Source organism: Cryptosporangium sp. NPDC051539, from assembly GCF_044454545.1.
Classification (GTDB): Bacteria; Actinomycetota; Actinomycetes; order Mycobacteriales; family Cryptosporangiaceae; genus Cryptosporangium.
Map to the genome: position 1 here is coordinate 358,282 of NZ_JBITDV010000003.1, position 24,063 is coordinate 382,344.

At 71.1% G+C, this 24,063-nt stretch carries 26 protein-coding genes; 6 read left to right on the forward strand and 20 right to left on the reverse strand.

The window, feature by feature from the left end; translation table 11 throughout:
• Nucleotides 1-9: 9 nt before the first annotated feature.
• Nucleotides 10-363 (reverse strand): DUF1304 domain-containing protein, encoded by a 354-nt coding sequence (locus tag ACIBZJ_RS11905; RefSeq protein WP_395929097.1) that lies wholly within the window; start codon nucleotides 361-363, stop codon nucleotides 10-12.
• Between the two features lie 267 nt (nucleotides 364-630).
• Nucleotides 631-1,326 (reverse strand): TetR/AcrR family transcriptional regulator, encoded by a 696-nt coding sequence (locus ACIBZJ_RS11910; protein ID WP_395928399.1) that lies wholly within the window; start codon nucleotides 1,324-1,326, stop codon nucleotides 631-633.
• Between the two features lie 134 nt (nucleotides 1,327-1,460).
• On the opposite strand from ACIBZJ_RS11910, the gene speB reads away from it, so the two are divergent.
• Nucleotides 1,461-2,498: an agmatinase gene (gene speB, locus ACIBZJ_RS11915; protein ID WP_395928402.1), complete on the forward strand. Its 1,038-nt coding sequence runs from the start codon at nucleotides 1,461-1,463 to the stop codon at nucleotides 2,496-2,498.
• 12 nt (nucleotides 2,499-2,510) lie between these two features.
• On the opposite strand, the gene ACIBZJ_RS11920 is transcribed toward speB, so the two are convergent.
• From ACIBZJ_RS11920 to ACIBZJ_RS11950, 7 genes are read right to left on the reverse strand one after another with little or no spacing between them, the layout of a single operon-like run.
• Nucleotides 2,511-3,800: an amidohydrolase family protein gene (locus ACIBZJ_RS11920; RefSeq protein WP_395928404.1), complete on the reverse strand. Its 1,290-nt coding sequence runs from the start codon at nucleotides 3,798-3,800 to the stop codon at nucleotides 2,511-2,513.
• Complete coding sequence (locus ACIBZJ_RS11925) at nucleotides 3,797-4,543, reverse strand: creatininase family protein (protein ID WP_395928406.1); 747 nt, start codon at nucleotides 4,541-4,543, stop codon at nucleotides 3,797-3,799. Before ACIBZJ_RS11925 ends, ACIBZJ_RS11920 begins: the two co-directional genes overlap by 4 nt.
• Nucleotides 4,540-5,829, reverse strand: coding sequence for an FAD-binding oxidoreductase (locus tag ACIBZJ_RS11930; RefSeq protein ID WP_395928408.1), 1,290 nt, complete (start codon nucleotides 5,827-5,829; stop codon nucleotides 4,540-4,542). Before ACIBZJ_RS11930 ends, ACIBZJ_RS11925 begins: the two co-directional genes overlap by 4 nt.
• Nucleotides 5,826-6,977 carry a hypothetical protein gene (locus tag ACIBZJ_RS11935; protein WP_395928410.1) on the reverse strand — a complete coding sequence of 384 codons (1,152 nt, stop codon included), beginning with the start codon at nucleotides 6,975-6,977 and terminating at the stop codon, nucleotides 5,826-5,828. Before ACIBZJ_RS11935 ends, ACIBZJ_RS11930 begins: the two co-directional genes overlap by 4 nt.
• 8 nt (nucleotides 6,978-6,985) lie before the next feature.
• Nucleotides 6,986-7,816, reverse strand: coding sequence for an ABC transporter permease (locus tag ACIBZJ_RS11940; RefSeq protein ID WP_395928412.1), 831 nt, complete (start codon nucleotides 7,814-7,816; stop codon nucleotides 6,986-6,988).
• Nucleotides 7,813-8,544: an ABC transporter ATP-binding protein gene (locus ACIBZJ_RS11945; RefSeq protein WP_395928414.1), complete on the reverse strand. Its 732-nt coding sequence runs from the start codon at nucleotides 8,542-8,544 to the stop codon at nucleotides 7,813-7,815. The genes ACIBZJ_RS11940 and ACIBZJ_RS11945 overlap by 4 nt, the downstream gene beginning before the upstream one ends.
• A complete protein-coding gene (locus ACIBZJ_RS11950) occupies nucleotides 8,541-9,749 on the reverse strand; it encodes an amidohydrolase family protein (RefSeq protein ID WP_395928416.1) in 1,209 nt (402 codons plus the stop codon). Before ACIBZJ_RS11950 ends, ACIBZJ_RS11945 begins: the two co-directional genes overlap by 4 nt.
• A 96-nt stretch (nucleotides 9,750-9,845) precedes the next feature.
• Here ACIBZJ_RS11950 and ACIBZJ_RS11955 point away from each other — a divergent pair, with 96 nt between their 5' ends.
• The gene (locus ACIBZJ_RS11955; protein WP_395928418.1) at nucleotides 9,846-10,367 is read left to right on the forward strand and encodes a cupin domain-containing protein; all 522 of its coding nucleotides are present in this window, start codon (nucleotides 9,846-9,848) and stop codon (nucleotides 10,365-10,367) included.
• Here the strand turns inward: ACIBZJ_RS11955 and ACIBZJ_RS11960 are convergent.
• From ACIBZJ_RS11960 to ACIBZJ_RS11975, 4 genes are all read right to left on the reverse strand, one after another.
• Nucleotides 10,364-11,374 (reverse strand): glycoside hydrolase family protein, encoded by a 1,011-nt coding sequence (locus tag ACIBZJ_RS11960; RefSeq protein ID WP_395928420.1) that lies wholly within the window; start codon nucleotides 11,372-11,374, stop codon nucleotides 10,364-10,366. The two genes, ACIBZJ_RS11955 and ACIBZJ_RS11960, sit on opposite strands and share 4 nt — an antisense overlap.
• Nucleotides 11,375-11,438: 64 nt before the next feature.
• The gene (locus ACIBZJ_RS11965) at nucleotides 11,439-12,371 is read right to left on the reverse strand and encodes a glycoside hydrolase family protein (RefSeq protein WP_395928422.1); all 933 of its coding nucleotides are present in this window, start codon (nucleotides 12,369-12,371) and stop codon (nucleotides 11,439-11,441) included.
• Between the two features lie 75 nt (nucleotides 12,372-12,446).
• A complete protein-coding gene (locus tag ACIBZJ_RS11970) occupies nucleotides 12,447-13,031 on the reverse strand; it encodes an oxidoreductase C-terminal domain-containing protein (RefSeq protein WP_395928424.1) in 585 nt (194 codons plus the stop codon).
• A 14-nt stretch (nucleotides 13,032-13,045) separates the two neighbouring features.
• Nucleotides 13,046-13,393, reverse strand: coding sequence for an FAD-dependent oxidoreductase (locus tag ACIBZJ_RS11975; protein ID WP_395928426.1), 348 nt, complete (start codon nucleotides 13,391-13,393; stop codon nucleotides 13,046-13,048).
• A gap of 228 nt (nucleotides 13,394-13,621) precedes the next feature.
• On the opposite strand from ACIBZJ_RS11975, the gene ACIBZJ_RS11980 reads away from it, so the two are divergent.
• Nucleotides 13,622-14,248: a PASTA domain-containing protein gene (locus ACIBZJ_RS11980; protein ID WP_395928428.1), complete on the forward strand. Its 627-nt coding sequence runs from the start codon at nucleotides 13,622-13,624 to the stop codon at nucleotides 14,246-14,248.
• On the opposite strand, the gene ACIBZJ_RS11985 is transcribed toward ACIBZJ_RS11980, so the two are convergent.
• Nucleotides 14,245-15,375, reverse strand: a complete 1,131-nt coding sequence (locus ACIBZJ_RS11985; RefSeq protein WP_395928430.1) for an esterase-like activity of phytase family protein — start codon at nucleotides 15,373-15,375, stop codon at nucleotides 14,245-14,247. The genes ACIBZJ_RS11980 and ACIBZJ_RS11985 overlap by 4 nt on opposite strands.
• Before the next feature lie 213 nt (nucleotides 15,376-15,588).
• Between ACIBZJ_RS11985 and ACIBZJ_RS11990 the strand changes: the two genes are divergently transcribed.
• The gene (locus ACIBZJ_RS11990; RefSeq protein WP_395928432.1) at nucleotides 15,589-16,395 is read left to right on the forward strand and encodes a DUF1684 domain-containing protein; all 807 of its coding nucleotides are present in this window, start codon (nucleotides 15,589-15,591) and stop codon (nucleotides 16,393-16,395) included.
• 92 nt (nucleotides 16,396-16,487) lie between these two features.
• On the opposite strand, the gene ACIBZJ_RS11995 is transcribed toward ACIBZJ_RS11990, so the two are convergent.
• Entirely contained in the window at nucleotides 16,488-16,760 is a 273-nt protein-coding gene (locus ACIBZJ_RS11995) for a hypothetical protein (RefSeq protein ID WP_395928434.1), read from the reverse strand.
• Between the two features lie 72 nt (nucleotides 16,761-16,832).
• A complete protein-coding gene (locus tag ACIBZJ_RS12000; protein ID WP_395928436.1) occupies nucleotides 16,833-17,411 on the reverse strand; it encodes an AAA family ATPase in 579 nt (192 codons plus the stop codon).
• A gap of 110 nt (nucleotides 17,412-17,521) precedes the next feature.
• On the opposite strand from ACIBZJ_RS12000, the gene ACIBZJ_RS12005 reads away from it, so the two are divergent.
• Both ACIBZJ_RS12005 and ACIBZJ_RS12010 read left to right on the forward strand, forming a co-directional pair.
• Entirely contained in the window at nucleotides 17,522-18,826 is a 1,305-nt protein-coding gene (locus tag ACIBZJ_RS12005) for a M20/M25/M40 family metallo-hydrolase (protein ID WP_395928438.1), read from the forward strand.
• Nucleotides 18,827-18,979: 153 nt separating this feature from the next.
• Nucleotides 18,980-20,638, forward strand: a complete 1,659-nt coding sequence (locus ACIBZJ_RS12010) for a class I adenylate-forming enzyme family protein (protein ID WP_395928440.1) — start codon at nucleotides 18,980-18,982, stop codon at nucleotides 20,636-20,638.
• A 52-nt stretch (nucleotides 20,639-20,690) separates the two neighbouring features.
• Here the strand turns inward: ACIBZJ_RS12010 and ACIBZJ_RS12015 are convergent, their stop codons facing one another.
• The 4 genes from ACIBZJ_RS12015 to ACIBZJ_RS12030 are packed head-to-tail and all read right to left on the reverse strand — an operon-like array spanning nucleotide 20,691 to nucleotide 23,908.
• Entirely contained in the window at nucleotides 20,691-21,017 is a 327-nt protein-coding gene (locus tag ACIBZJ_RS12015) for a putative quinol monooxygenase (RefSeq protein WP_395928442.1), read from the reverse strand.
• A gap of 46 nt (nucleotides 21,018-21,063) precedes the next feature.
• On the reverse strand, nucleotides 21,064-22,089 hold the full coding sequence (locus ACIBZJ_RS12020) for an NAD(P)-dependent alcohol dehydrogenase (protein ID WP_395928444.1): 1,026 nt from the start codon (nucleotides 22,087-22,089) through the stop codon (nucleotides 21,064-21,066).
• On the reverse strand, nucleotides 22,086-22,862 hold the full coding sequence (locus ACIBZJ_RS12025) for an iron-sulfur cluster assembly protein (RefSeq protein WP_395928446.1): 777 nt from the start codon (nucleotides 22,860-22,862) through the stop codon (nucleotides 22,086-22,088). The genes ACIBZJ_RS12020 and ACIBZJ_RS12025 overlap by 4 nt, the downstream gene beginning before the upstream one ends.
• Entirely contained in the window at nucleotides 22,859-23,908 is a 1,050-nt protein-coding gene (locus ACIBZJ_RS12030) for an amidohydrolase family protein (RefSeq protein ID WP_395928447.1), read from the reverse strand. Before ACIBZJ_RS12030 ends, ACIBZJ_RS12025 begins: the two co-directional genes overlap by 4 nt.
• Nucleotides 23,909-24,063: the final 155 nt, after the last annotated feature.

Consider the following 24,063-nt stretch of genomic DNA (forward strand, 5'->3'; position numbering starts at 1 on the left):
TGACGCCGGCTACCGCGCCAGGAGCGTGACGATCAGGGCCGCGGCCGCCGGGAGCGCCTGCACGTAGAGGATGCGGCGGCTCACGGTGGCCGCGCCGTAGATTCCGGCGACGATGACGCAGAGCAGGAAGAACACCGCGAACGAGAAGTCGTCGGCGATCAGGCTCCAGACCAGCCCGGCGGCCAGGAAGCCGTTGTAGAGGCCCTGGTTCGCGGCCAGCGTCGCGCTCTCGGCCGCGAACTCCGGCGTCGTGCCGAACGTGCGCTGCCCGCGTGGTCCGCGCCAGAGGAACATCTCGAGCACCACGATGTAGACGTGGACGGCGGCGACCACGCCGACCAGGATCTTCGCGACCAGCCCCATGACGCTTATTCCGGAGCGGTTCGCCGGGCGGACGGCACGTGACCGGCCGTCGAGGAGAACGAACGGCACGCTCGGTCCGGAATATCGCTCATAGCGGGGGAGCGTACGGTTCTCGCTCGCGGGGGTGAGGAGCGGGGATCCCCCGCGGGAGCGAGGCTCCGGTGCGGGCTGAACGCCGGGACCGTGGTGCCGCCGGTGTGGCGCCGCCGGGCGCCGTTCGGCACGGGGCCGGCCGTGTTCGCGGCCGGGTTGCTGGGGCCGGGCTGCTTACGGCCGGGCGGACGGCTTGGGCGCCCGGCGGCGGCGGACGATCGGCGCCGCGGCCGGGGGCAGCGCGGGCCCGGCCGGGGGCAGCGGCTGGAACGGGAGTTCGCCGCGGTACCCCACGGCCAGCGCGAGCTGGCGCCCGGCGAGCTCACGGGCCCGGACGACGGTGAGCCCCGGATCGCCCGCCGACAGCCTGGTCGCGAGCCCGCCCAGCAGCGCGAGCGCGACCGTCGCCACGTCGTCCGGATCGCCGTCGGTGAACGTGCCGTCCTCGAGACCCGCGACGACGACGGCGACGAGCGGCCGCAGTAGACGGTCGTTGAGCGTGGCGAGGCTCCGGGCCAGTTCCGGCGAGCCGGACGCCCGGTGCTCGAGTTCCGCCCAGAGGCGCCACTCGAGCACGTCCTCGGTTCTCAGCGGCAGTCCGAAGTCGATCAGGTCGGCGAACCGCTGATCGGCGCCGGTCCGGCGGGCATCGGCGGTGCGGTGCTCCAGACGGCGTTCCGCGGCGCTCAGCGAGTGGGCCAGCGCCTCGGTGAGGAGCAGCGCGCGGGACGCGAAGTGGTAGTGCAGCAACGCGGTCGAGACGCCCGCGTGTTTCGCGATGTCGGCCAGCCGTACGCCGTCGAACCCGTCACGGGCGATGAGCTCCAGCGAAGACTGGAGAATCCGCTCCCGCGCGTCACTCGTGCTCACGAGTCGAGCTTCTCACGCACGTAAACCTGCGGTTTCCCCTCTTCCCTCCGGCGGCCTCCGCGTCGTAGTCTCGGTCGAGTCGTACTGATTTTAAAGTCAGAACCCCGCCGCGTTACTTGCGGAAGGAAACGCCAGTGCCCCGCTACGGATCGATGTTCGGACCCGACGTCACGTTCCTCGGGATCGAGAAATGCACGCTCGACGACCCCGAGACCTATGCGGACGCCGACGTCGTCGTGCTCGGCGCGCCGTTCGACGGTGGTGTCAGCCACCGCCCCGGCGCCCGCTTCGGACCGCAGGCCATCCGCACGACCGACTACAACCCCCACGACGGTTCCCGCCCGTCGCTGGCCCTCCGGGTCGATCCGCTCCGCGATCTCCGGGTTCTGGACGCCGGAGACGTCGAGACGTACGCCGGTGACATCGACGGCAGCCTGAAAGCGATCGAGAACGCCGTGGCGACGATCGCGACCAGCGGCGCGGTACCGGTCGTCCTCGGCGGCGACCACACGATCGCGCTGCCGGACGTCACCGGGGTGGCCCATCACCACGGGTTCGGGAAGGTCGCCGTACTGCACTTCGACGCCCACGCCGACACCGGTGACGTCGAGTTCGGGCACCTGCACGGGCACGGGCAGCCGATGCGCAGGCTGATCGAGTCCGGCGCGGTGCGGGGTGACCGGTTCATCCAGATCGGGCTGCGCGGGTACTGGCCCGGGCCGGAGACGCTCGACTGGATGGCCGACCAGTACATGCGCTCGTACGAGATGAGCGAGATCGTCGCGCGGGGCCTCGACACGGTGCTGACCGAAGCGTCCCGGTTAGCGCTGGACGAGTGCGACGCGGTGTTCCTGTCGGTCGACGTGGACGTGGTGGATCCCGGGATGGCGCCCGGCACCGGCACACCCGAGCCGGGCGGCCTGACGTCCCGGCAGCTCCTGGACGCGGTGCGCCGGCTCAGCCTGGAGTTGCCGATCGCCGGGCTCGAGGTGGTCGAGGTGTCGCCGCCGTACGACCACGCCGAGGTGACCGCGTTCCTCGGGAACCGGATCGTGCTCGAGGCGCTGTCGGGAATGGCCGCGCGCCGCCGGGGCGACACGTGGAACCCGGCCCGGCCGTTACTGGACGGACGCGGCACCCGTCCGCCGCGGCCGGCTCGCACGGCGCGGTAGACACCTCGACCTTCACCCAGGCGTGACCCCGGGCCGCCCCAGGAGCGCGCGCAGGTCCCGGGCGATCGCGTCCTCGTCGCCGGTCACCAGCGCGTGGTCGCGCACCACGACCCGGCCGCCCACGACGACGTGCCGGGGCCGGCGGCCGGGGTCGGCCCAGAGCAGGCCGCCTACCGGGTCGGCAACCCCGGCGTCGGCCACGCCGCTGACGTCCCAGCAGACGAAGTCGGCCGCCGCCCCCACCGCGAGTGATCCCCGCTCCGGGTGGCCCAGGCCGGCGGCGCCGCCCGCGGTGGCCCACGCCAGCGCCTCCCGTGCGGTGACCGGGCGACCGGTCAGGGGCGCCACCTGCATCGCCAGCCGGGCGTCGGCCAGCAGGTGACCGGCGTCGTTGGACCCGCCGCCGCTGGTTCCCAGGCCCACCGTCACGCCGGCGTCGGACAGGGCCGCCATCGGTGCCACTCCCCACCCCATCGGCAGGTCGCAGCCCGGCGCGTGCGTCACGCTCACCCCGGCGGAAGCCACCCGCCGCACCTCGTCCGGGGTGACTCCGCACAGATGCGCCAGCGTGACGTCCGGCGCCAGCCAGCCCCAGTCCTCCAGCAGGTCCAGCGGCCGGCGTCCGTACTTCTGCGCCGCGACGGCCACGTCCACCTGCTCGTTCGCCTGGGTCCGGCGCCGCAGCCCGTGGCCGGCGGCCACCTCGCCCAGCAGCGCGAACGTCTCCTTCGAGTCGCTGTGCACCCCGGCCGGCCCGACCGCCACCTGCACCTCGGGGAACGCCCGCAACGCCGACACGATCTCCACGGCCGACGCGGCCGCGCGGAGCGGATCGTCCCCGGCGCTCCCCCGCACGAAGGCCAGCCGGATCCCGAGGCGCCGGGCCGACGCGGCCACCGCCGTCGCCAGCGCGACGTCGTCCGCGACCGACGGCCCGAGCCAGGTCAGGTGGTGGTCGGCGACCGTGGTCACCCCGCGCAGCAGCGACTCCGCCAGGCCGGCCGACGCGGCCGACGCGGCCAGTTCCGCGTCCACGCCGACCCGGCGGTAGGCCGCGCCCATCACGCCGAGCCAGTCCCGCATCGGCACTCCGCGGGTGCCGGGCAGGGACCGGAACGCGGTCTGCACCAGGTGGTGGTGCGCGTTCACCAGCCCCGGGGTGACCACGCATCCACCGGCGTCCAGCACCACGTCGTCCACCGGGTCGGCGTCGCGGAAAAGACCGGAGACCGGATCGCAGGTCAGCTCACCCTCGCGCTCGGAGAACGCGTCCCAGAGGCGCAGCGCGCCGACGACCCTCACGACGGACGGAACCGCTGGGCCTCACCCAGCGCGGACGCGATCGTCGCGACCGCGGTTTCGAAGACCTGTTTTCCGTACTCCGCGGTAGCGGTGGACGCGTCCCCGAGCACGCCGTCGGTGTCGAAGTCGGACGAGAGCCAGCCGAAGCTGACCGGCTTGCCGAACCCGATGTGCTCGTACCCGGCGAGCGGTTCCGGCACCCAGCGGCGGGCATGTTCCGTCCGCACCAGGTCCGGACGCAGGTGCAGCATGACCGACGTCTCGGAATGCCCGCCGTGGATCCCGAGCCCGAGCTCCGACGGCGGACCGCCGCCGAACCCGGGATGGGCCAGGAACGTGTGCAGCCCGAACTCCCGCCGCAGCTCCCGGCACGCGACCTGGCCCAGCGCCGAGTTGCCGCCGTGGGCGTTCAGCAGCAGCAGGCGCCGGGCCGGGGTCGTCGCCACCGACCGTCCGATGTCGATCAGCGTGCGCATCAGCGTGTCCCAGGAGACCCAGATCGTCCCCGGTGACCAGGCGTGCTCGTCCGACTTCGTGTAGGAGAGCGCGGGGAGCAGCAGCGTGTCCACCCCGTTCGACCGAGCCAGCGGCACCGCGGCCGACGCCACCGACGATGCCACGGTCAGGTCGGTCGACACCGGCAGGTGCGGCCCGTGCTGCTCGATCGAGCCGAGCGGGAGCACGATCACGGTGTCCGGGTCGAGCGCACCGAGTTCGGGCCCGGTCCGGTCGATGAAGTTCATGCCAGCTTCCCCGGGTTGAGCAGCCCGCGCGGGTCGACCCGCGGCGCCACGGCCCGGATCATCGGCAGCTGCCGGTCGACGTACCACTGGTGCGGGCTGTGCACGGCCACGCCGAGCGCCTCCAGCCCGGCGATCCCGCCGAGCACCTGCTCTTCGTCGACGTAGTCCGCGACGATCATCGCCTGCATCCCGCGATGTCCCAGCTCCAGGTGGAACAGGACGTTCGGCAGCAGCGCGCGGATCGCGTCCGGGGCCTGCCAGAGCGGGTCACCGGCGCTCTCCAGGTGGAAGCAGCGGTAGCCGGACTGCTGCAGGAAGTACACCGGGTGGTTGTACGACATCCCGGAGAGCAGATCGGTCGCCTCGACGCCGTCGACCACCGCCGAGACGTCGCCGCCGAGGTCGTACACCAGGTCCCGGACGCCGGTCACCGACGCCGCCGGAAGGATCGCCCGGACGCTGATCCGCGTCTTGTCCACGTACGACGACGGCAGATGCGCGGCCAGCGGCACCTCGTCCATCGACGCGAGCCGCGGCCCGAACTCCCGCAGCCCGCGCAGGATCGCCGTGCCGGTGTCGTAGTCGTCGGCCGCGAGATAGACCGCGCGCCAGTCCCGCGCGGGTTCGGTGGCCAGCGTCAGTTCGCTGAGAACCCCGGTCACGCCGTACGCGTGCACGTACGGCAGAGCGTCGGTGCCGGACGCGGTCACGGACGACCCGCTGCCGTCGCACGGCGCCACGGTCACGGATCGGACGAACCCGTCGAACGTCGTGCCGTGCTCGATCGTGCCGGTCCCGGCGCTGCCGCCCCCGACGAAACCTCCGGCGGTGGAGCCCTTGGTCGACGGGAACATCCAGAGGTCCTGGCCGGTCTCGCGCACCGCCGTGTCCACGTCGGTGAGCTTCGCGCCCGGCTCGACCCGCACGAACCCGTCGCCGACCTCGAGCACCCGGTTGCAGCGCCGCAGGTCGAGGACGGCGCCGCCGGCGAACGGCGTGGCCTGGCCGTAGTTGCCGGTACCGGCGCCGCGGGGGGTGATCGGAACTCCGGTCTCGAACGCGGCGGTGAGGATACGGGGGATCTCCTCGGCGGACAGGGGCGTCACCACCAGCTGCGCCGTGAACCGGCCCGGCGGCAGCTTCTCCTGCAGCACCGGCGACATCTTCGACCAGTCGGACGAGAGTTTCACCAGCTCCTTGTGGTCGGTACGGACGACCTCCGGACCGACCAGCCGGACGAAGTCGTCCACCTGCAAAGAGGTGGGAGTCGGCGGCAGCGTGATCACAGCTTCACCGAGGGATCGAGGAACTGGGTGTCGATGATGTCGGCCGCCTTCAGACCGGCCTTCGGCGTGGCCCCGCTGGTCTGCAGCAGCGGCGCGAACGTGTCGATCGACTGCTGCACCCGGGCCGGGTCCATCCCACCGAGGGGACCGCTGGCGTCGTTCGCCACGATCTTCAGTTCGGCCATCTCCTTGGCCGCGTAGTCGGCCACACCCTTCGAGTAGGTCCAGCCGTCGTTGTACTTCGTGACGACGTCGGTGAGGAGCGCGTTCGTCTCCGAGGGGTCCTTGAGGTAGGACGCCTGGGCCTTCTGCAGGATCGGGACCAGCTTCTTGAGGCACGGCGCCTGCTTGGCCAGCTCGCCGGACCGGACCGACAGCGGCTCCGGGTAGACGTTGTAACCGACGTCGGCCAGCAGCTGGTACGAGACCGGCTTGCCCCAGGCCGGGACCTCCTTCTCGTAGATGTACGGCTCGGCGGTCGCGAAGCCCTGCTGCGCGATCTTCGGGTCGCCGACGAAGCGGGCCGGAGCGCCGTCGTAGCTCGTGTCGATCTGCGACTTCTTGATCAGGCCGTTCTTCACCAGCAGCTCGGCGTAGAGCGTCCCCTCGGACACGACGACGGTGACGTTCTTCGCGCCGAGGTCCTTCACCGACTTCACGTCGGGGTGGCTCTCCGGGTCCCACATCAGCATCTGCGGGCTCTTGTTCAGCGGCGCGACGACCGCGGTCACCGGCTGCTTCGCCGACGCGGCGATCGCGCCGTCGGTGGTGATCGCGCCGAGCAGGATGTCCTGGTCGATGTACATCTGTGACGACACCGACTGGAAGCCGATCGCCGAGCCGCCGGCCCGGACCTCGATGTCGACGCCGGTGTCGACGCCACCGGACACCAGCGGTCCCTTGACCCGCTTCTTCTTGGCGTCGACGGTGTAGCCGCCGCCGATCAGCGCGTAGGCCGCGCTGTGCTCGGCCTCCGGCTCCCAGTCCATCTGGACGACGACGGTGGCCGGGCAGACGCCGGACAGGTCCTGCGCGGAGCCGGTCGCGGCGGCCGTCGCGGTGTTCTCGCCGCTGGTGGCGGTGTCGCCACCGGACGAGCAGGCGGCGGCCAGCGTCAGGACGAGTACGGCCAGGGTCAGTCTTTTCACGGGGTCTCCTAGGAGCGGTTGGTGCCGTACCAGCGGCCGACCACCGCGCGGTCGAGCGCGGTGAACACGGCGAAGATCGCCACGCCCAGGAACGAGGCGAGGAAGATCGCACCGATCAGGTCCTCGGACTGCAGCCGCGACCGGTACGTGTCGAGCAGGCCGCCGATGCCGGGTTCGCCTTGGCGGAAGAACATGTCGCCGACCACCGCGCCGATCACCGACAGCCCGGCCGACGTCCGCAGACCGGTGAAGATCGACGGCACCGCGGCCGGGAGTTGGAGCAGCACCAGCCGCTGCCAGCGGCTCGCCTTGTTCAGCGTGAACAGGTCGTGCGCGTCCCGGTCGGCCGAGTGGATGCCGAACAGCGTGTTCGAGATCATCGGGAACAGCGAGATGATCACGCAGACGATCACCCGGCTGGTGAACCCGAACTGGAACCAGAGCCCGATCAGCGGCACGATCGCGAGGATCGGCACGGTCTGGATGATGACGGCATAGGGGTAGATCGCACGCTCGAGGAAGGCCGCCTGGCTCATCAGGATCGCGGTGACGATGCCGATCGCCACGGCGATCGCGAGCCCGGTGAGCGCCACTTTGGTGGTCAGCGCGAGGGCGACGAGCTTCGGCTCCAGGTGGGCCGGGTCGCCGAACGCGACCGTGACGACCTCGTGCGGTGGTGGCAACAGGAACCGGCGAGCGTCGCTGAGCACCAGGTACGTGATCGCGTACCAGAGCCCGATACCGGCTGCGAGCGCGCACAGCACCGGCAGGACGCGGCGGGGCTTCTTCTTCCTCGGGGCAGGGGTCGCCGGTGCCTCGACGATCGTGGCCGTAGTCATGAGTGATGGCCCTCCAGGACGTGCGAGACCTCGCCGGTCAGCGCCGCGAACTCCGGCGAATACCGCAGTTCCGGAGAGCGCGGGTGCCCGAACGGCACCGGGATCTCGGCCGCGATCCGTCCCGGCCGGCCGGTCATCACGACGACCCGGGTCGAGAGGTAGACGGCCTCGCTCACCGAGTGCGTGATGAACAGACCGGCGAAGCCGCGCAGCTCGAACAGCCGCTGCAGCTCGGTCTGCATCCCCAGCCGGGTGATCTCGTCCAGCGCGCCGAACGGCTCGTCGAACAGCGCGAGCTGCGGGTCCGCGACCAGCGCGCGGGCCAGCGAAACCCGCATCCGCATCCCGCCGGACAGCTGCCGAGGGAGGCTCTTCGCGAAGTCGGCCAGGCCGACCAGGGCCAGCGCCTCCGCGGCCCGTTCCGTTCGTTCCTTCTTGGGGACGTGTCGGAGCCGGCCGACCAGCGCGACGTTGCCGAGCGCCGACCGCCAGGGCAGCAGCGTCGGGTCTTGGAACACGTAGCTCGTGGTCGTCGCCGTGACCCCGACCGTGCCGCCGGTGGCGTGGTCGAGCCCGGCGGCGAGCCGCAGCAGCGTGCTCTTGCCGCACCCGGACGGCCCGACGACCGCGACGAACTCCCCCGGCCGGACGCTCAGGTCGACGTTCTCGAGGGCGGTGGTGCCGGTGTCGAAGACCTTGCTGACGCCACGGAAGTCGAGCGCCGTCATGGCACCTCCTGCAGGGTGAGGCCGGTCACCCGATCGACGCGGGTGCGGGCGAGAACCGTGCCGGCCCGCAGCACGACCCGGGCGTCACCCGGGCCGGCCACCACCGCGGTGAGGCTCTGGTCGGGCACGAGCAGCAGGTCGGCGACGTCCTCGGCAGGTGGGAGACCGAGCACCTCGCGCACCCCGGTCGTGACCGCGTCCAGTGCCTCCCGCGGATCCGTGTGCGCGGCCGCGACCAGCAGCGACGCCGTCTCCAGCGGATCGCCCCTCCCGACCGCGTTGAACGGGTCCCGCAGGTTGTCGCCACCGGCCGCCACCGTGATGCCGGCGTCGAGCATCATCCGGACCGGCGCGATCGCCCGCGGCACCGAGTGCCGGTGGTCGCGGCCCTGCAGGAACAGGTTGGTCTGCGGCAGCACCACCACGCTGATCCGCGCCTCGGCGACCTTCGCGAGCGTGGCGGCCAGCCGCTCGGGCGGCAGCAGCGACAGCCGGACGCAGTGGCTGGCCGTGACCCGCTGCTGGAGCCCCCGGGCCAGCACCTGGGCGGCCAGGTCGGCGAGATCGAGGCCGTGCAGGTTGAGGGCCTCGTCGGTGTGCAGGTCGAGCGGCAGCCCGGTCCGCTCGGCGACGTCGAGCAGCCGCGTGGTCTCCGCCGCCGGGTCGTCGGCCAGGTGCGGGACGCCGCCGAGCAGATCGGCACCCTCACGGACCGCGGCCTCGATCACCGGCAGCGGCGTCGCCGGAGAGATCAACGGAACGACCTGAACCGTCATCCGGTCGGCGACCGCGTCCCGGAGCTCGAGGACCGCCCGCAGGCAGCGGAGCGCGTCACCGTCCGGCGGAACGTCCACATGGGTCCGGATCGCGGTGACGCCGGCGGCCGCGTACTGCGCGAGCGCCCGCTCCGCCCGGTCGCGGACGTCCGGCCCGGTGATGTCCGGAAGCATCCCGTGCCACTGCTCGACGGCCTGCACGAGGCTGTTCGGGCGGGTGGAGGCACGGTCGACGGTCAGCGCCTTGTCGAGGTGCGCGTGCGGCTCGCCGAGCGCGGGCAACGCGAGCCAGCCGGTGGCGTCGACGATTCGCTCGTCGCCGAGCCGCTCGTCGCCGAGCCGGAGATCGACCGTCTCACCGTCCAGCCGCCGGACGTTGCGGAGCACCGCGACGGTCTCACCCGGCCGGAGCGCGAACGGATCGGGCACGGCGACTCCCTGCGGCACAATGTTGACCGGGTGAACATCGGCGAGGCTAGGCTCCGAATGTTTCGTCGCGCGCACCGCGAGATTTCAGGGGGGCAAGTGCGGCAGCCGGGTCCGCAGGCAACGGCGGTCGGTGACGTGATCCGCCGCCGACGGCGCACGCTGGGACTGACGCTGGTCCAGGTGGCGGAGGCGACCGGGCTGTCCCACCCGTTCCTCAGTCAGCTCGAACGCGGGCGGACCCGGGGCAGCATGCGTTCGCTCTTCCTCGTCGCCGAGGCGCTCCGGACCACCCAGCAGGCGATCCTCGCCGAGGCGGCACCGGACGCCGAGGTGCCGGTGGACGACGGCGGCGCGGCGCGGTTGCTCACCGAGGTACCGGGACAGTTCGCGCTGACCGAGTTCCGGCTGCCCCCACGAGGGTTCGGTCAGTTCTTCGTGCACGAGCACGCGGAAATGCTCTACGTGGCCTCGGGCACGGTGGAGGTGGAGTTGCCGTCCGGCCGGCACACGCTGCACGCCCGGGAGGTCTCGCAGTGGGACGGCGGCGTGCCGCACCGCTGGCGCGGCGCCGGGCCCGGGGAGGCGGTCGTCCTGGTCACCCACACGTTCCGGCGTTAGCCGGCGGCGCGGTACGCGTCCCCCATCGTCGTCCGGGAGCCGTCTTCGTTGTAGAGCGTCGTCCCGGCCTGGCCGCCTTCCTTCGGCGGCGAGAACTTGAACCACGAGTACCGCTCGACGAACGACAACCCGTCCATCATCTTCGTCGACGCGGTCACGAACGCCGACTGCTGCTCCGGTGACGCCACCTCCGCGCCGTTGCCGAAGTTGATCAGCGCGTACTCGGTGAGCCAGATCGGCTTGTGCCAGCGATCCCAGGTCCGCTGCAGGTACCGCTGCAGCTGCTCGACCGCGTTCTCGGTCTCGAAATCACCGCCGTACCAGTGCAGCGCGATGAAATCGACCCGGTACCCGCGGCTCTTCGCCCCCTTCATGAACTGGTCGAACCAGCTCCCGTCGTCGGCCGCGCCGAACGCCGGAGCCGGGCTGCCCAGCCGCATTCCGGTCGCCTCCAGCCGCGGCCACAGGTCGAGTGCCTCCGACGGCGACATGTTCGACTGGCTCTCGAAGTCCGGTTCGTTGAACCCGAGCAACGTGTCTCCGCGCTGCTTGACCGCGGCCAGCGTCTCGTCGTTCATCGACTTCGTGCCCCAGATCATCGGCACGAAATGCACGCCGGGCGGCGCCGAGATCCCCTGCGGGGACGCGTCCCAGTCGTAGTACCAGCTCACCCCGGAGTCGGCGAGCGACGAGCGGATCGCCCCGAACGGGTTCAGCGCGGCACCCTTCTTGCTGGAGACCGAATGCGTGGCGCCGTGCGTCGCCGAGGCGTGCGGCGACCGGCTCGCTCCGGCGCCCGCCTGCTTCGGCCCGAGCGAGACCCGCGGCCGCGCCGACGCCGTACCGGACGAGGGCGCCGGGCGAGCGTCCGCGACCGCCGCCAGGTCCCCGTCCGGGCCCGACCCGACGAGCCATCCGCCGACGCTGAGAGCCACGAGCGCGAACCCGGCGCACACGGCGAGGATCAGGCGCGAATGACGCCGGGGGCGTCTGTGTGAGGGCGACACGCGACCAGTGTCCGGCAACCGCCGGTCGCGGTCGCGGCCACCCCTCGTCCGACGAGCCAAGACGCTATCCCGCCTCGCGGTAGGCGTCCCCCATCGGCGTGGTGGAGCCGTCGGCGTTGTACAACGTCGTCCCGGCCTGGCCACCCTCCTTGGGCGGCGAGAACTTGAACCACGAGTACCGCTCGACGAACGACAACCCGTCCAGCATCTGAGTCGACGCCTTCACGAACGCCACCTGCTGGTCCTCCGACGCCACGTCCGCCCCGCCGTTCGCGAAGTTGATCAGCGCGTACTCGGTGAGCCAGATCGGCTTGTGGTATTTGTCGTAGACCGCCTGCAGGTACTCCTTGAGCCCCTCGACCGCTTCCTCGGTCTCGAAGTTGCCGCCGTACCAGTGCAGCGCGATGAAGTCGATCCGGTATCCGCGCTCCTCGGCGCCCTTCATGAACTCGTCGAACCAGCTGCCGTCCTCGGCCCCGCCGTTGGCCGGCGCCGGGCTGCCCAGCCGCATGCCGGTCGCCTCCAGCTTCGGCCACAGCTTCAGGGCCTCGTCCGGCGACATGTTCGACTGGCTCTCGAAGTCCGGCTCGTTGAAGCCGAGCAGCGTGTCGCCTTCCTTCTTCACCGCGGCGAGCGTCTTTCCGTCGTTCGCGGCCTTGTCGCCCCAGATCATCGGCACGTACTGCACGCCGGGCGGCGACTTGATCCCCTGGGGGGACCCGTCCCAGTCGTAGTACCAGCTCACGCCGGAGTCGGCCAGCGCCGACGTCACCGGCGCGAACGGGTTGAGCGCGGCGCCCTTCTTCGTCGTCAGCCGCGCCGGGCCTTTCGTCGCACCCGGCGACGAGTTCGCACCGGGTTCCGACCCGGATTTGTCCCCGTCAGAGCCGGACGCGACGATCCACCCCCCGATGCTGAGGGCGGCCACCGCGATCACGGCGCACACCACGAGGATCAGAACCTTGGGGCGTCCCGGACGCCGATGAGAGGGTGGCACACGGCTATTCTCCGGTACCGCGTCTACCACCGTCATCCGGGCTCAGTCAGGCATAAGGTTCTGCACACCGACCTGTTACGCGAGCTCCGTCAGCGGCACCGACGGATCGCTGAGCCGGGCCGGCGCGACCGTCACGCGGCCGTTCACGAGCGTCCGGATCGCGTCGCCGTCGTCCCACGCGTTCGCGTTCAGCACCGCCTGCACCGCGCCGCCGACCAGCCAGAACGCGTACCACGAGCCGGCCGGGTCGTCCCCGCGCACGACGATCTCGGCCGAGGCCGAGGGGTCGACCCACCCGCGGTACTCGAACCCCAGTTCGAACTGGTCGGAGAAGAAGTACGGCGCCCGGCTGTACGGCTCGGCCGCGGACGTCAGCGCCCGGCCGAGGTACTGCCCGTGCTTCTGGGCCACGTCCCAGTGCTCCACGCGCACCCGGGTCCGGTAGAGCGGATGGTCGACCGCCGCGATGTCGCCGGCCGCCCAGACGTGCGGGTCCGACGTCTGCAGCGTCGACGACACCGCGACTCCGCCCGCCCCCTCGGCCAGGCCGGCCAACCGGGCGAGCTCGAGCCGCGGCGTCACGCCCACGGCCTGGACGACGACCGGCGCCTCGACGGTCCGGTCCGCCAGCGTGACGCCCCGGTCGGTGATGCTGGTCACGTCCGCTCCGAGCGTCACGGTTCCGAGCCGGTCGCCAGCACGAGCGACTCGTAGCCGAGGGTGTCGCCGTCGTCGAGCGTCACGGTCCGGGTGGCGGCGTCGAGAGCGACCGCGCGCCGACCGGCACGGAACGTCACGTCCTTCCCGGCCCACGCGTTCGCGTCGCCTTCCGCGAGCACCCAGTCGGGCTGGTCTCGCTCGCCCTGCATGATCTGCTTCGAGAGAGGCGGCCGCTCGTAGGGCGCCACCTTCTCCTCGCCCACCAGCGTGATCGGCCCGTCGTACCCGTTCTCCCGCAGCGCGAGCGCGGCGCTACCGCCGGCCAGGCTCGCCCCGACGATCACCACTCCGTGACCCACCACGCCGGCACCTCTCCTCGTGAGCTCCCACCCGGACCTACCCGGCAGCCTGCCACTCCGGGCCGGTGCGGACGACCCGGCCGACGCGTCTCGCGGCCACGAACCGGTCCGGCCTCGCGTAGGGGTCCCGCGGCTCGCGCGAGCCGTACACACTGGAGGTGCACGCTGACTCACGGTGGGGGCGCGATGACATACACCCGAGGACCTCGTCCGCAGCGACGCGGGCCGTGGATGTTTTTCGTCGCCGTGCTCATCGTGCTCGCGCTCTGCTGCTTCATCGGTCTGCTGGTGGCGACCGTGCAGCGCGTCGGTAAGGGCAATCCGTCCACATCGTCCTCAACGGCCGCCGCGCCGTCGGGGTCGGCGGCGCGTGGCGCGGTGGCCGTCCCGAACCTCGTCGGCAAGCGCCTTCCGGACGCCGACCGGCAGCTGAAGTCCCTCGGTCTGGACGGTCACCTGGTGGACGCCACGGGCCGCAACCGGGTCGTGGTCTCGCGCGACAACTGGATCGTGCGGTCGCAGGACCCACCGGCCGGGCGCAAGGTCGCGCCGTCGACGAAGGTCACGCTCCGGGTCAGCAAGCCCACCGACGTGGCGTCCACGAGTGCGCCGGTCGACGGGGTGATCCCGAACGTCGTGTGCCGCGACCTGCAGGCGGCCCAGGACGCGATGCAGGCCGCCGGGTTCTTCGTCCTGGACTCGACCGACGGCACCGGTCAAGGGCGAAGGCAACTCGTCGACCGGAACTGGGTGGTCACGTCGCAGTCGGTGGCCGCGGGCAGCCGCCCGGTCCGGTCGACGCGGGTGCTGCTCACGGTCGTGAAGATCGGCGAGCCCAACGACACCTGCGGGAACTAGAGTCCGGTCAGCGCGAAGACCAGGATCTGCGTCTGCTGGAGCCAGTTGAAGTTGTCGTCGGTGACCAGCACCAGCGTCTTCCGGCCATCCGGGAGCTCCGGGCCGAGCGTCGCGCCCTCGACGTTGTCGACGCGCCCAGGTACGTCGTCGAGGTCGATCAGCAGCGTCTTGCGCATCGGGGTCGCGCCGGTCAGCGATGCGCGGGACAGCACGTTCGTCGCCTTCGCGGCCTCGGCCAGGAAGATCCGGACCTTGATCCGGTAGCGGTCGACGACCGCGGCGCGCTCGATCGCGAGGAATCGTCCGTTGCCGAGTGCGACCAGGTCCGACAGCCCGTTGGTGTCGGCCCGGCCGGCCTCGCGGGGCTCCAGGAACAGCGGTTCCAGCGGGTACGCGTACTGGGCGACGGGCTCGTCGTCCTGATACCGCGTGATCCGGGTGAGCGCACCGTGCGCGGTCGTCGGGTTCGGCCCGTCCTGCCGCAGCGGGTCCTCCATGCCGGTGAAGAGCTGACGCCCGTCCGGGGTGAACGTCACGCCCTCCAGGGCCTGGTTGCGCCGCGGGCCCTTACCGGACGAGATCTTCAACGCTGCCGGAATCGGTAGCTCCCGCACGTACCGACCGCTCGGGGTGGCAACCCGCACCGACGGGTTCTCCAGAACGTCGGATCGCTCCCCCTCGTCCACCCAGTAGAGGTTGCCCGAACGGGGGTCGACCGCGATTCCCTCGGGATCGGGAGGAACGCCAGTGCGGAGCGACGGAAACACGGAGCCGTCGCCGCGCAGCAGCGGTTTCGTGCCGGTGAGCCGGGCCTGCACCGACTGACCGGCGATCGTGACCGCCGCGGTGTAGAAGCGGGCAGGGCTCCGCTCGGAGCGGTCGTCGCTGACGATGAAGTACCGGTCGTTCTTGCGGTCGTAGCTGATCCCGGAGAAGCCGCCGACGACCGTGCCCCGGAAGTCCGACGATCGCGAGATCGTGGTCGTGCCGAGGTGCTCCAGGGCCGGGGGCGCGGCGCTCGGTGAGGCCTTCGGCGCGGGCTCGCGGGGTGGTTTCTCCGGCCCCTGGCAGCCTGCCGCGAGCACGACGACGAGCAGAGACGCCAGAGCTTTCCCCGCGAGCCGCACCCGATGAGAGTAAGCACCGGACACTTCGCCGCAACCGGCACCATCGGGTCGGCGTGTCGTGTGTGTACGGACCGGGGACGACACGACTCGGCGAACGGGCCGGGCACCCGGAGGCGGACACCGCCCCGAAGTAATCCCTATCCGTTCGATAGGCAATTACGTGTGGCCGACGTAGTGTCGAAGGTGGTATCCGGCGTCGGAGAGGGAGCAGCGATGACCGCCGTCCACACCACCACGTTCCGGCAGGACTGGGATTCCTGGTACGCCGAGCACCAGCGCGTGCTCGGCGACCCCCACGGTTTCCTGGCGATCACCAGCCTCAACTGGCTCGACGAGAACCCGCAGCGATTCGACGACGCCCCCGGCGAGTGGTCCACCGGCCCGGAGGGCGTCGTCGTCGACCTGGCGCCCGGCGAGGAGCTGGTCGTCGGCGGCAACACCGTCACCGGCCGGCATTCGTTCGGCGTGATCCCCGAACGCGGCAGCCTGTACCCCGAGGCCGGAGACGCGGTGATCGAGGTCGCGAAGCGCGGCGGGCACGACATCATCCGGCCGCGCCACCCGGAGAACCCGCTGCGGGTCGCATTCGAGGGCACCCCGGCGTACGACCCCGACCCGCGCTGGGTCGCCACCGGCCGGTACACGGCGTTCGACGAGCCCCGCCCGACGACGGTCGGCGCCGCCGTCGAGGGCCTGCAGCACGTGTACGACGCCCCGGGCGAGCTCCGCTTCACGCTCGACGGCAACGAGTACACGCTGACCGCGTTCAACGGCTACCGGCCGGGCACGCTCTCGGTGCTGTTCACCGACGCCACGTCCGGCGTGACGACGTACGCGGCCAACCGCTCACTGCAGGTGGACGCCCCGGACGAGGACGGCACGGTGACGATCGACTTCAACCGGGCCGCCAACCTGCCCTGCGCGTACACCGACCTGGCGACCTGCCCGCTCCCCCCGGCCGAGAACCGCCTCCCGATCGCCATCGAGGCCGGCGAGAAGATCCCCACCGAACGAGGGTGACGCCGGCCCGACGGTGGGCCGCGGCCCCGCCGATCGAAGCCCGATCCGGCCGGCCGGGTGCGCGGCGCCGGCCGGCGCCGCGCACCCGGCGGTCACTGCGGCCAGGCGCGGCGACGCTCCTGCGCCGACTCCATCACCGCGGGGAGCGCCGCCAGCGCCTCCCGCGCCGCGGCCAGCAGCCGGTCCACGTCCTCGCCGTCGGCCAGACCGTCCTCGGCGTGCACCGCGCACCCCAGATACGAGACCAGCGACGTCAGCGCCTGGGACGCGTATCCGGTCCGCACCGGACTGAACGGACCCACCAACGGCCAGTGCCCGGCCACGACCGCGTAGCCGTCGATCTCGGTTCCGATTGTCTCGTCCATCCGACGATCACCACTCACACTCGAATCGGGAGCGCCCCCGCCGACCCCGGTGCCCGTAATCCGAGCGAGTATTCAGTAGTTCCAGGCTTCTTCCGCGAAGCGGACCTCGTCCGCCTGGAGCGCCTCGTCGATCAGGTCGACCCGGTCTTCCAGCGCCATCGGCGGCACGTCGACCAACTCGTACACGCGCATGCTCTCGTAGACCGCGCGGTGCTGTTCCTCGAATCGCTTGGCGTCTTCGGCCGTCGCGCACCAGCCCGCGGCCGACTCGACGTCGCCGTCGTGGTGCACGAAGAACACGACGGGCTGGTAGATCGAATTCGTCACGACCCGGTTCACCTCGGTGCGTAACTCCCGGGTGATCGGCAGACCGCAGTACCGCGCCAGCGTCAGCGTGCAGATCGGCGACTGGTCGAACACCTGCATCGTCGCGTCGCCGGCCGGGAGCCGCTGCTGCCGGTCCTGCTGCAGCCGGACCACCGCGTCGAGGAAACCGGGCTCCCGCCACGGCGTCTCGACCCCGGCCGCCCGCTCACGGGTGACGACGTCGGAGGCGGCTTCCGCCACGACGGCATAGCCGCGGCCCAGCAAGGCAGCGACGATCGCCGTCTTGCTGCTGCCGGGAGCCCCGGTCACGATGTAGCGCCGCATCTCTCCCGGCCTACTCGGGCCACGGAAGAGATTCGAGGTGGTTGTCCCTCACACCACTATTCACGCAGCGATTCGCGGTCGACGCAAGACGCTGAGTTAGCGTGACGCCTATGACCGGGACGCGCGCGGTCGACGAGGTCGTCGCGCTCACCAGCGCGCTGATCGCGTTCGACACCACGAACAGCGGTGATCCGCACTCGCCCGGTACCGAGCGGGCAGCCGCGGAATTCGTCGCCGAACAGCTCACCGACGTAGGGTACCGCCCGATTTACGTCGAGTCCGGTGCTCCCGGCCGCGGCAACGTCGTGGTGCGGTTACCGGGCCGCAGTCCGGAGGCACTGCTCGTCCACGGCCACCTCGACGTCGTACCCGCCGATCCGTCCGAATGGTCGGTGCACCCGTTCTCGGGCGAGGTCCGCGACGGCTACGTCTGGGGACGCGGCGCGGTCGACATGAAGGGGACGGTCGCGATCGCGCTCGCGCTGGCCCGGCAGTTCCGGCGCGACGGCACGGTCCCGCCGCGCGACCTGATCTTCGCGTTCCTCGCCGACGAGGAGGCCGGCGGCCGGATCGGCGCGCAGTGGCTCGTCGATCACCGGCCCGACCTGTTCGACGGGGCCACCGAGGCGATCGGCGAGGTCGGCGGCTACTCGGTGGCGATCGGCGACCGCCGGGCCTATCTGATCCAGGTCGCCGAGAAGACCTCGTTCTGGCTCCGGCTGGCCGCGCACGGCCAGGCCGGTCACGGCGCCCTGCTGCACGACGACAACCCCGTCGCCCGCCTCGCCGCCGCGGTCGCCCGCCTCGACGCGCACCGCTTCCCGGTCGTGCTGACCGACCCGGTCCGGGCCTTCGTCGAGGGCGCGGCCGAGATGCTCGGCGAAGACGCCGATCCCGAGCGCGTCCTCGCCCGGCTCGGCCCGCTGGAGCGGCTCATCGGCGCGTCCCTCCGGGACACCGCCAACGTCACGATGTTCTCGGCCGGCTACAAGTCGAACGTCGTCCCGTCGGTCGCGCGGGCCGAGGTCGACTGCCGGGTGCTGCCGGGCCGCCTGCGGGCCTTCGAACACGAGCTGGCCGACGTTCTGGGGCCCGGCGTCGAGGCCGAGTGGGACCATCTCCCGGCCTGGGAGACCCCGTTCGACAGTCCGCTCGTCGACGCGATGGCCAGGGCGATCACCGCCGAGGACCCGGACGCCCGCCTCCTGCCGTACCTGCTCCCGGCCGCCACCGACGGCAAGGCGTTCGCGCGCCTCGGCCTGCGTACCTACGGCTTCGCGCCGCTGCGTCTGCCCGCCGACCTCGACTTCCTCTCCCTGTTCCACGGCGTCGACGAACGCGTCCCGATCGACGCCCTCCGGTTCGGCGTCCGCGTCCTGGAGAGATTCCTGGTGGACGCGGTAGCGCGTCCGTGAACCCGGCCCCGGTCACGCCGATGCCCGTTTGCCCGGTTCGTTGACACCCTGATTCGGCCGTGTGACCTTGGGTGGAGTTCGCCGTCTCGCCGTCGAGACCGGAGGGTGCTTCATGTCCGACGTCCCGTCGATGGCCGACGCGGTGGCCGTGACGTGAACAGCTACGGCGATCGGCCGTGGCTCGCGCGCTACGGCGCCGGGAGACCGGCGGACATCACCCCCGACTTCACCACGATGCTCGACCTGTTCCGCGCGTCGGCGGAACGGGCCCCGGCGACGTCCGCGATCAAGTACTTCGACGGCGTCCTCACGATGGCGGACGTGGACCGCGCGTCGGACGCCCTGGCGGCCGCGTTGCTCGAACGCGGCTTCCGCCGCGGTGACCGGCTCGCGCTCTACCTGCAGAACGATCCGGCGTTCGTGATCGGGATGATCGCGGCCTGGAAGGCCGGTGGCAGCGCGGTCGCCGTCAACCCGATGAACAAGCACCGGGAACTCGCCTACCTGCTCCACGATTCCGGAGCGACCGCGCTGCTCTGCCTCGACGAGCTCTACGCGGACGTGGCCCGATCGGTGATCGTGTCCGGGCAGACCGTCGTGCGGCTGGTGATCACCGCGTCGGCGCTGGACTTCCAGCAGCGCCTCGACCCGCGCCTGTTCGGCACGGTGCTCAAGCCGGTCGTGGAGGACGCGCTCGATCTCGTCGGACTGCTGGAGGAGTACGCCACCAGCCGGCCGCCGGAGGTGCACCCGTCCCCCGACGGCATCGCGGTCCTCACCTACACCTCGGGGACGACCGGCGTGCCGAAGGGGGCGATGAACACCCACCGCACGATGGCGTTCAACTGCCAGACCTACCGCGACTGGATGGCGCTGACCCCGGCCGACACCGTCCTCGGGGTCGCGCCGCTGTTCCACATCACCGGGCTGATCGGGCACGTCGGGCTCGCGCTGCTGCTCCCGGCCCCGCTCGTGCTCACGCACCGCTTCCACCCCGCGGTGGTGCTCGACGCGATCCGCGAGCACCGGCCGACGTTCGTGATCGGGGCGATCACGGTCTTCATCGCGCTCGCCGATCTCACGGACGCGGAGCAACGCGATTTCGCGTCGCTGCGGGTCGTGTACTCGGGCGGTGCGCCGATCGCCCCGGCCGTGCGAGACCGGCTCCGCGACCGGAGCGGCCTGAACATCCACAACATCTACGGGCTGACCGAGACGAACTCTCCGTCGCACGGCGTGCCGCTCGGCGCGGAAGCACCGGTGGACCCGGCGTCCGGGGCGCTCTCGATCGGCGTGCCGGTGTTCAACACGGTGGCCCGCATCGCCGGCGAGGACGGCGAGGACCTGCCGGTCGGCGAGATCGGGGAGATCGCGATCACCGGCCCGCAGGTCGTGCCCGGCTACTGGAACAAGCCCGACGCGACGGCCGAGTCGCTGCCCGGCGGTGAGCTCTGCACCGGCGACGTCGGTTTCATGGACACCGACGGCTGGTTCTACCTGGTCGATCGCAAGAAGGACATGATCAACGCGGCCGGTTACAAGGTGTGGCCGCGCGAGGTCGAGGACGTGCTGTACACGCATCCGGCGGTGCGCGAGGCCGCCGTCGTCGGCGTCCCGGACGAGTACCGGGGCGAGACCGTCGCCGCGTTCGTGTCACTCCTGCCCGGAGCGCGCGTCACTCCGGAGGAACTGATCGCGTTCTGCCGGGCGAACATGGCCGCGTACAAGTACCCCCGCACGGTCACGCTGGTGGAGGACCTTCCCAAGACCACCACCGGGAAGATCCTCCGCCGCGAGCTCCGCGGGAACTGACGGAAATCGGGGTCTGCGACGCGCCGCAGACCCCGATTTCCTTCGGATCGCCTCAGCCCTCGACGGCGAACTCCCCGAGCAGCGACCACTCGGTCCCGGGAACCGTCGTGTTCACGATGCGCGGGGTCGCCGACAGGTACTGGGGCAACTCGCGCTGCGCGGTCTTGAAGTGCTCGCCGGTCACGTGCGCGACCCCGGCGTCCTGGTCGCGGAACGCCTCGACGATCACGTACTCGCACGCGTCGTCCAGGCTGCGCGACCACTGGAACCACAGGCACCCGGGCTCGGCCCGCGTCGCCTCGGTGAACGCCTTGGACAACTCGGGCCAGGAATCGGCGTACTCCGGCTTCACCGGGAACTTCGCGGTGATGAAGATCAAGACTCCCCCTACGAAATCGGGATGGCCCTACGAAATCGGGATGGCCCTACGGAATCAGGATGGCCCGGCCCCGGACGCGGCCGTTGTCGAGATCGTCGATCGCGTCCTGGAATCGGTCCAGCGGGTACTTCGCCGTGTGCAACGTCACCTTGCCCGCCGCCGCGAGCGCCATCAGCGCGGCCAGGTCGTTGTACGACCCGACCAGGTTGCCGATGATGTTGATCTCGGTCGAGATCAGGTCGATCGTCGGCACGTCGATGTTCTCGCCGTACCCCACGACGTGGTAGTCCCCGGCCCGGCGGGTCATCCGGAGACCCTCGGCGGTGGATCCGCCCTCGCCGACGAAGTCGATCACCACCTCGGCGCCGTTCCCGCCGGTGAGCTCCAGCACCTCGTCGACGTGGCTGCCGCCCGCCACGACGCCGTGCTGGGCACCGACCTCGAGAGCGAGTTTGAGGGCGTCGGGGTTCCGGTCGACGACGATCAGCTCGGCCGGAGACAGCGCCGCCATGACCTGGATGCCGATGTGCCCGAGACCGCCCGCGCCGATGAGCACGGTGCGATCCCCGGCCCGCAGCTTCCGCGCGGCCTTCGCGACCGCGTGGTACGCGGTCAGACCGGCGTCGGCCAGCGCCGCGATGTCGGAGGGCTCGAGCCGGTCGTCGATCTTCACGCAGCTGCGGGCCGACGTCTTGAGGTACTCGGCGTACCCGCCGTCGGTGTCGATGCCCGGGAACGCCGAGTTCTCGCAGTGCACGTCGTCACCGTCGCGGCACGCCCGGCACAGCCCGCACGTCACCAGTGGGTGCAGGATCACCTTGTCGCCTTCGGCGACGTTGGTCACCGCGCTGCCGACCGCCTCGACCCAGCCGGCGTTCTCGTGGCCGATCGTGTACGGCAGGCCCACGCCTGATTTCTCGGCCCACTGGCCTTCGAGGATGTGCAGGTCGGTCCGGCACACCCCGGCTCCGCCGATCTTGACGATGACGTCGTGCGGGCCGGTGATCTCGGGCTTGGGGACGTCGTCGGCCCGCAGCGGCTGGTGATAACCGACGACACGCACGGCTTTCATCGGGCGGCCTCCTCGAAGATCAGCGGAAGTAGGGGTCGGTCGTCGGCGCGGGGCGCCTGATCGTTCTCCGCACCGGGGTACCTGGTGGCGAGCAGGCCCCGGCAGAAGTGAGCATTCCCGTCGACGGAGATACGAACCGACCGGGCGCGCCGCAGCCGCATCTCGGCTCCCTCGCGCGTCGGGCGGGTGCCGTCGTCGTTGAGCAGCACCGGATCGTCCGGGTCGGTGGAGTACCCGAGCGCCGCCCGGCGCCGCCGAAGAGCGTCCGCGTCCGGCAGGTCCGCGAGCGTCAACGCCCAGACGTCGGTGTCGGGCGCGGTTCGCAGCAGCGCGGTGATCGCCCGCTCCATCGCCGCCGTGTGCCCCTTGCGCAGGAACGTCGCCCGCAGTTCGTCCAGCGACTCGTCGGCCTCGTGCTTGAACGTGCCCCGGTAACCGGCGCGGTCGGCGAGCCCCCGGTTGATCAGGTCGGAGTCGTGATGGTCGTCGAGCTCGATCACGACCCGGCTGATACCGGGCACCCGTTCGACCGCTTCGTAGGCGTCCGACGCCATCAGGTACGCGAAGTTCGGCGCGCAGAACGACGTCGGCAGCCGGAGGTGGACCTCGGCCACGCCGTCGTCGATCACGATCGACCGGACGAACCCCAGATCGGTGATCGGTTCGTCGAGTTCCGGATCCACCACCGCACCGAGCGCGGCCCGGACGGCGGCGAGGCCGCCGTCCGGGCCGGCCGGGCCGCGACCGACCGCGGCCTCAGCCTCAGCCGTCACGAGGCGGCGCCGGCCAGGTCGGCCGATTCCGGCTCGCGGGGGCCGGTGGCGGTCTCGTCCGCGACCGGCAACTGCAGCTCCTTCGGCACGTCGAGGTCGTAGAGCCGGGCCGCGTTGAGACCCAGCACCTTCTTCTTCTGCTCGGTCGTCAGCGGGCCGTACTCGGTCATGTCCTCCGGGATCTGGAAGTCCACGTACCGCTCGACCAGCCACTTCGGCGTCCACAGCGCGTAGTCGCTGGAGAACAGGATCCGGTCCTCGCCGAGCCAGTAGTTCAGCTCGCCGATGATCTGCGCGAAGTACCGCGGCCGGGTGTGGATGAACGGCATCGCGACCGCGAGGCCCGCGTACACGTTCGGCTCCTGGGTGGCGATCCAGCAGAAGTCCTCGAGCCGGGGCAGCCCGCAGTGCTCCACGATGAAGTTCAGGTCGGTGAAGTCGGTGGCGGCGTGGTCGATGTCGGCGACGTCGAACGCGTCCCGGTCCAGCGGCCGGATCGTCGGGCCCTTGTGCACGTGGATGTTCGTGATGCCCAGTTCCTGGCAGGCCTCGAAGTACCGGTAGGCCCACGGGTCGGTCAGCTTGTAGCCGCGCGACTCACCCTGCCACTCGGCCGTGTAGAGCTTCACGCCCTTCAGCCCGAACCGCGCCGCGTCCTCGCGCAGCTGCTTGAGGCCCTCCTCACCGAACCGCGGGTCGAAGCAGTGGTTGTAGGTGAGTTTCCCGGGGTTGGCCTGGGTCAGCGCGAACGCTTCCTCGGTCTGCCCGAACCCGCGGTGGTAGAACTCGCCCAGCAACGCGGGCTGGAAGATCGCGTGGTCGACGTACCCGAGCTCGAACAGGTCCCGCATCAGCCGCTCGCCGCCCTGGTAGAGGTACTCCTCGTAGGGCCAGACCTCGGACTCCGGGCTGAGGTTGCGGTGGTAGTCGTAGAAGCAGTCGATGAACTGCTTGCCGTGAATGTTGCGCAGGTTCTCCGCGCGCGCATCCCAGAGCGCGATGTGCGCGTCGACGATGTAGTAGTCCTCGCCGTTCTTGCTGTACATGTCAGCCCTCCGAGCGGTCGTGTGTCAGCGGTCACGCTCTTGACCGACGACGCTATGAATGGCCTACCGGACCGACAAGGCACCGGCTGTCTCACTTTGAAACGGCAGTTGACCTCGCCGAACATCCAGCCGGTCGGAGCATCCCCGCGTAGGCT

Excerpts from the sequence above, each read along its gene's own strand:
- ACIBZJ_RS11905 (WP_395929097.1), bottom strand. The coding sequence starts at position 363 with ATGGGGCTGGTCGCGAAGATCCTGGTCGGCGTGGTCGCCGCCGTCCAC.
- ACIBZJ_RS11925 (WP_395928406.1), bottom strand. The coding sequence starts at position 4,543 with ATGAACTTCATCGACCGGACCGGGCCCGAACTCGGTGCGCTCGACCCG.
- ACIBZJ_RS11940 (WP_395928412.1), bottom strand. The coding sequence starts at position 7,816 with ATGACTACGGCCACGATCGTCGAGGCACCGGCGACCCCTGCCCCGAGG.
- ACIBZJ_RS11945 (WP_395928414.1), bottom strand. The coding sequence starts at position 8,544 with ATGACGGCGCTCGACTTCCGTGGCGTCAGCAAGGTCTTCGACACCGGC.
- ACIBZJ_RS11980 (WP_395928428.1), top strand. The coding sequence starts at position 13,622 with ATGTTTTTCGTCGCCGTGCTCATCGTGCTCGCGCTCTGCTGCTTCATC.
- ACIBZJ_RS11990 (WP_395928432.1), top strand. The coding sequence starts at position 15,589 with ATGACCGCCGTCCACACCACCACGTTCCGGCAGGACTGGGATTCCTGG.
- ACIBZJ_RS11995 (WP_395928434.1), bottom strand. The coding sequence starts at position 16,760 with ATGGACGAGACAATCGGAACCGAGATCGACGGCTACGCGGTCGTGGCC.
- ACIBZJ_RS12000 (WP_395928436.1), bottom strand. The coding sequence starts at position 17,411 with ATGCGGCGCTACATCGTGACCGGGGCTCCCGGCAGCAGCAAGACGGCG.
- ACIBZJ_RS12005 (WP_395928438.1), top strand. The coding sequence starts at position 17,522 with ATGACCGGGACGCGCGCGGTCGACGAGGTCGTCGCGCTCACCAGCGCG.
- ACIBZJ_RS12020 (WP_395928444.1), bottom strand. The coding sequence starts at position 22,089 with ATGAAAGCCGTGCGTGTCGTCGGTTATCACCAGCCGCTGCGGGCCGAC.
- ACIBZJ_RS12030 (WP_395928447.1), bottom strand. The coding sequence starts at position 23,908 with ATGTACAGCAAGAACGGCGAGGACTACTACATCGTCGACGCGCACATC.